This window comes from Oligoflexus sp. (assembly GCF_035638955.1).
Taxonomy (GTDB): domain Bacteria; phylum Bdellovibrionota_B; class Oligoflexia; order Oligoflexales; family Oligoflexaceae; genus Oligoflexus.
Genome location: NZ_DASQYZ010000208.1, coordinates 1 through 5,872 on the forward strand (window position 1 = coordinate 1; position 5,872 = coordinate 5,872).

The 5,872-nt window shown below is 53.1% G+C and carries 7 protein-coding genes; 1 reads left to right on the plus strand and 6 read right to left on the minus strand.

The genetic code is table 11. The features are described from left to right. Nucleotides 1-109 precede the first annotated feature (109 nt). A complete protein-coding gene (locus VE954_RS19360; RefSeq protein ID WP_324955777.1) occupies nt 110-451 on the minus strand; it encodes a M2 family metallopeptidase in 342 nt (113 codons plus the stop codon). A 251-nt stretch (nt 452-702) separates the two neighbouring features. On the opposite strand from VE954_RS19360, the gene VE954_RS19365 reads away from it, so the two are divergent. Continuing rightward, nucleotides 703-1,275: a 1-acyl-sn-glycerol-3-phosphate acyltransferase gene (locus VE954_RS19365; protein WP_324955779.1), complete on the plus strand. Its 573-nt coding sequence runs from the start codon at nt 703-705 to the stop codon at nt 1,273-1,275. On the opposite strand, the gene VE954_RS19370 is transcribed toward VE954_RS19365, so the two are convergent. The 5 genes from VE954_RS19370 to VE954_RS19390 form a co-directional block, all read right to left on the minus strand. Continuing rightward, nucleotides 1,272-1,838, minus strand: a complete 567-nt coding sequence (locus VE954_RS19370; RefSeq protein ID WP_324955781.1) for a hypothetical protein — start codon at nt 1,836-1,838, stop codon at nt 1,272-1,274. The two genes, VE954_RS19365 and VE954_RS19370, sit on opposite strands and share 4 nt — an antisense overlap. Before the next feature lie 7 nt (nt 1,839-1,845). Then, entirely contained in the window at nt 1,846-3,051 is a 1,206-nt protein-coding gene (locus VE954_RS19375; protein ID WP_324955783.1) for a SpoIIE family protein phosphatase, read from the minus strand. Between the two features lie 149 nt (nt 3,052-3,200). After that, nucleotides 3,201-4,244 (minus strand): cytochrome d ubiquinol oxidase subunit II, encoded by a 1,044-nt coding sequence (locus VE954_RS19380; protein ID WP_324955785.1) that lies wholly within the window; start codon nt 4,242-4,244, stop codon nt 3,201-3,203. Beyond that, nucleotides 4,241-5,569 (minus strand): cytochrome ubiquinol oxidase subunit I, encoded by a 1,329-nt coding sequence (locus tag VE954_RS19385; protein ID WP_324955787.1) that lies wholly within the window; start codon nt 5,567-5,569, stop codon nt 4,241-4,243. The genes VE954_RS19380 and VE954_RS19385 overlap by 4 nt, the downstream gene beginning before the upstream one ends. A 20-nt stretch (nt 5,570-5,589) precedes the next feature. Next, nucleotides 5,590-5,872: alpha/beta fold hydrolase (locus VE954_RS19390; RefSeq protein WP_324955789.1), on the minus strand; the 283-nt coding region annotated here is incomplete at its 5' end.

Sequence of the window (5,872 nt, forward strand, 5' to 3'; positions counted from 1 at the left end):
CAGCGGATGGAGGTCAGGATAATCGACTTTTGGAAATGCCGTCCTTTGAAGCTCAGCGCCATAACCACTCCCTGGATACGGTGAACCCGGAACTATGACGAGTCCCAGGTCAAAACACCAGAGGTTTTTTGCAACAGATCCGTTTATCCAGGATCGGTAGAAAGCGCGCCGCATCCTGAATGGCCTGGGTGGAGTAGGTGAGATATTCAGCGTTGGCGGCAGCAGCCACGGATTCTGTTGCAGGGGTGATGTTGGTTTGCTTGGCCCAGTCCGCTTTGGATTGGGTGACGAGCAGGCGGCGCAGATCCTTGTCCACTTTCGCAACGAAAGCCTTGGCTTCTTCAACTGTCGCAGGCCTGGTGGCCACGGGTGCTTTGTCGGCCGCGGCATGAACCAGACTGCTCAAGCCAAGGACAAGGCTCAGTCCAAGACCGCTGATGGAATGTTTCATAGGAATTCCTTCTACGCAATTTTGACGCTTAAAAGCTACATAATGGGCTGACAGACGCTGCAAGCTAGCAAGAGCATCAAGCCCTGGCAAGTCTGAAGGCGGCAGCCATCATGTCCAAGCGCCTGGACCCCTTCGCAAGCCAGCCTAGTCAGGGAGGTCTGTCCGTACAGCCCAGCAAACCCAGGCTTTACAGTAAATTCTGCAGCCGAAATGTGGTATCCTGGAAGACAAAAGACGACAGGAGAAAAGGCATGGAAGCTTTGGCAAGGCTTGTCGGGTATTTGCTGCGACTTGCGGGCTGGCAGGTCGTTGGGGAACTGCCATCGCATAAGAAATATATAGTGATTATCGCCCCGCATACCTCGAATTGGGATTTCTTTGTCGCGCTGGCTTTGGGTCTGCATTGGAAGGCCATGCGCAAGACCATTTGGTTCGGCAAGCACACCATCTTTGTGGGCGTCATCGGCCGCTTCCTGCGTTCCCTTGGTGGCATTCCCATCGACCGTTCCCATCCGCACCGCGTGGTCACGCAAACCATTGAAGCCATCAACAGGCGCGAAGAACTCATCCTGGCGCTGGCGCCTGAAGGCACACGGAAATGGACTGATCACTGGAAAAGCGGTTTTTACCTGATTGCTCTGAAGACCCGCCTGCCGGTGGCACTGGCTTTTATCGACTATAAGAATAAAAGGGTAGGGGTTGGACCGGTGCTGCATTTCACCGGTCAGCATGAAGCGGATTGGGATGCGATCCGGAATTTTTATCGCAAGGAATGGGCGCGTTTTCCAACGGATTTCAGTGAAATCCGCTCCAAAAGGAATTAAAGGAATTCGATATCGTCCTCTTCCTCGCCCTTGTCGGCTTCGCTCAGAGTCGTCAACTTCTGCCGGGCTTCCTGTCCGGTGATTTCATACTGAGCGGAGACCATCACCTGCAGCTGTGGGTTTGACACGCGGAAAACCAGGGTCTGGCTGCTCCAGTTCACATCTTCAAAAAAGATTTCGCAGAAACCTTCCAGGTCCAGCGGAATACTCTGACCCAGTTCCAATTGCAGATGCGCGATCTTCCGTTTCAGGCGTCCGCCCAAGACGTTGCACAGCTCTTTCATGAAATCGATCGCGACCTTGTCCGGGACATCGTCCCATTTTTTATGCTGACGGACAGCAGCCAGGCGCTTGGCCTGGTCGATATGAAAGTGGATCTTGAGGAACATGCGAATCTGCGCGTTGCTCAGCAGCATGATCACCATATGCTCGGAAAACGCCAGATCCTTCTTAGGAATGGCGTTGATGCTCAGCTTTTCCGAAGGCACCTGCTTCTGAAAAAATTCAGACAGCATGGCGGTGATGGAAAGTTCAAGATTCTGATGGATTGGGTCAGCGTGCATGGATCCCTCAGGCTTTATAAGAGATGAAAATCATCGCGACGTCATCCTCGACTTCCGTACCTTCCCAGCTCTGCTTCATCAGGGCAAGGCAATCGGTTTTCAGCTGATGAATATCGCCTTTGCGATCGACGATCATCTGCCTGATGACTTTCTCCTTGATGACCTGGCCGCTCTTGTCCTTGTTTTCCAAAAGGCCGTCGGTGTAAAGGACGATGGTATCACCGGGCTGCATGTTGAATTCATAGACATCAAAGCGGGGATCCGGACTGAAACCAAGGATGTCACCGCCACCCTTAATGCGCGACAGCTGACCTTGCTTGGCCTGATAAAGGAAGGGCAGGCGATGACCGGCATTCAAAAAGCAGGTCTTGCCGGTGCCGATTTCGATGGAAATAAAAAACATGGTCATCGACAGACGGGCGTCCGCTTTCAGAATCATGCTGTTGGCAGCGGAAGCGAGCAGCATCAGACGCTGCGACTGGGTATAGGCGGCAAACAGTTTTTCCTGATCGTGAAAGAGTTGCTCGGTTGAATAGATGGCGCCATAGACCACACCCGTCAGCAGCGCCGAGGACAGGCCGTGACCGGTGACGTCACCGACGTAGACATTGAAAATGTCATCCGGCTCATCGTAGTGATAACCAAACCAGTCCCCGCTTGTTTCCGCGGCCGGGACGAAAATCGATTCCAGTTTGATGGCCGGCGGCAGCGTACTGTCGGGCAGCAGAGTTTCCTGGATGATCTTGGCTTTCTTGATCTCGTCTTCGATCTTTTGCTTTTCCGAATTGATCGCTTCCATTTTTTTATAAGCGAGATGCAGTTCGGTGGTGTCCGTGCCTTTGATCAGGAACAAAGGTATCTTGATATGGCTATCGACCATACGGGTGATCTGCCAGTAGATCTTGAGGTCATCGTTCATGTCCTCGTTCGAAAAGCTGGTGTTTTCGAAGGGGACCTTGTTCAGGATCTCGGCAAAATTGCGTTTCACGCGACCCTGGCTCAGCTCGTCGATGCTGCGCCCCAGGATCTCGGTCTTGGAGCGGTTGAAAAAATTCATCCCGTGCTGATTCAACCGGTAGATGCGGCCGTTCAGGTCCGTGATGATGATGATATCGGGCTGGGTGTCGATGATATTGCGGGAAAAGTAGAGTGACGTTTCAAGAACCCTTATGATTTCATGGGTCGCAATGAGATCATGATTGGTTTCTTTCATCCCGCAAGGCTCCAACAGAAGTGGAATATACCTGTTAATTCTAACAGGTTTAATGACCTTTCGCTAAACATCTGGGGGAATGCCTGGCTATTTGGCAGGAAGAAATTATGCGGCTTTTTGATAAAATGCGGCTCAATTCGCCGCCGTATTCAGGGCTTGTAGCGCCGCTCCTCATCCAGCGTCTCCCATTTGAAGATGCGAAACAAATAAGCCAGCGCGGGGAAAATGCACAAGGACCCGACGACCAGCCCGCCCACTAAAACGCGAAGGGTTGCGGGAGGTGCGGCGGCTTCCTGAAAACTGAGTGAGGGTTGGCCGGAGTCACCGGCATAGAAAAGTGCAGTCGGGTACTGGGCCATGAACCAGGACAGGATAATCGAGCCGACCAGCATGACACTCAAGGCGCGGGCCCATGTGGTCCAGATGGAGCGATTCAGACTTATCCAGACGCAGGGAATCAGAAGAATGGCCAGGACGAAAAACAAAAGGCTGGGTCTATGGTCTCTGATCATTTCAAAGATAGGTCGATTCATGAGATGAGCCATGACCAGGGGCACTGGCGCCAGGAACGAGGTCACGAGCAAAGTGATCTTGGCTTTGCGCCTGAGAATACGGGTCAAATCGATATCATCAGCCTCACCGACCAGGAAAATGGCCGCCAGCATTGTGCAAAAGCTCGCAGTAAAGAGGCCGAGACTGATACAAAAGGGATTGAGCCACGGATCCAGAAACAGTTCGCCATAGGTCATGGCTTTGGGATGAATGAGTCCCGCCACTGACGATGCGCCGAGGACGCCGAGGAAAAATGCCGTCCAGAGACTCGAGTAGGCGAATATTCGGGTGTACGTTCGTCGGTACGTGCGGCTCGTATCATAATATCGAAAGGTGAAGGCGCAACCGCGCGCGACAATGCCCACCAGCAGAGCCATCAAAGGCAGATGCAGATAAGTCGAGGCTTCCGTATAAACCCGAGGAAAGCCCATGAACAGGATCACAACCGCCAGGATCAGCCAGACGTGATTGGCTTCCCATACTGGAGCCATCGCATGGGTGATCAACGCGCGTTCATCCTCGCGGGTATCTTTGCTTAAAAAAAGTTCCATGATGCCGCCACCCAGGTCCGCGCCGCCGAACAGTGCATAAAACAGCAGCGAAAGGCCCAGAAACACCAGAACCACGTCCACCAGATTCATGGCTGGGTCTCCTTATCCTGCGGCTGGCCCAGATCCTGTTGCAGGGTTGAAATTTGCCGCCGCACCAGTTGATAGACGACCAGAGTCAAGGCGATATAAATCGCCGTATAGAGAATGAACGTATAGACAATCCCAGGACGCGGCGTCAGCGCATCCGCTGTTTTCAAATAGCCATAGATCACCCAGGGCTGTCGACCCACTTCCGTTACCACCCAGCCAGCTTCAATCGCAATCAAACCAAGCGGCGACATGAGGACAAGCAACTTCAGCCAGAGCGGCCGCAAAAAATTCTGGGGTTTTTTCCAAAGCCAAAAGAGCCCAAGGACACTGACCAGAGCCATCAGCGTGCCGATCCCAATCATGATTTGAAACGCGATATGGGTGATCACAACGGGCGGCCATAGGTCGCGTGGAAAATCATTGAGACCTTTGACCTCGGCATTGAAATCACCAAAGGCCAGAAAGCTTAAGGCTTTGGGAATCGGCAGGGCATAATCCGTGCGACGCGTTTCCACATTCGGCAGACCCCCGAGCAAAAGCGGGGCGCCTTTTTCCGTTTCAAAATGCCCTTCCATGGCCGCGAGTTTGATAGGCTGGCGTTGCGCCACGCCCTTGGCCAGAAGATCACCGCTGATAGGTTGAATGATCGCGGCTATGGCGCCCACGAAAAAGGCTATTTTCATAGCCTCATGATGCACCGGATGTTTCCAACGAAGATAAAGCAGGGCGTGCACGCCGGCAAAGGCAAAACCCACGGCTTGAAAGGAGGCGATGATCATATGCACGCCTTGACCCAAAGCCGCATCATTAAACATGGCCGCCCAGGGATCAATATTGATCGGCTCGCCTCCATTCCAATCGAATCCCGCAGGGCTATTCATCCATCCGTTGGCGCAAATGACAAAAAATCCTGAGGCGACGCCGGATATCCCGACCATCACGCCGCTTAGCCAGTGACTGCGCTCCGGCAAGCGTTTCCAGCCGTAAAGGAAGATGCCGATAAAAATGGCTTCCAAAAAAAAGGCCGCGCCTTCCCAGGAAAAGGGCATGCCGATAATCGGTCCTGCATGAATCATAAATCCAGGCCAGAGCAGGCCCAGTTCAAAGGAAAGCGCTGTCCCCGAGACGGCGCCGACGGCAAAGAAAATCGCCACAGTTTTGGACCAGGCTTTGGTCAGCACGCGATATTCCGGACGCCTGGTCTTCAGATACCGATAGTGGGCGATGGACATGAGAAAGGGCATCGCAATACCCACCGCCGCGAAGATGATGTGAAAGCCCAGGCTCAAGGCCATCTGGGATCGCGCCGCAAGAAGATCGGTCATGGTTCCTCCTGAAAGAGCACCTACCGCGATTTGGATTTCTTTTTCGCTTGGGCTGCCGGTTTGGTTTGATTTTTGCCTTTGTCTTTCGACTGCACCTCAACAGATGCCTTGTCCGGTCTCTTGTCTGCAACCTTGATTTTGTCCGTGATAAACTTTTCTATTCGCAGGTGTATGAATTCCGGCAATTCCAAAGGCCCGATATGACTTCCCGTTGGCACAGTCAGGAGGTCGGCGCCCGGAATCCCTTGATGGAGTTTCAAGCAGATCGGATAGGGGGTGAAGCGATCCTTATCACCGGCCACC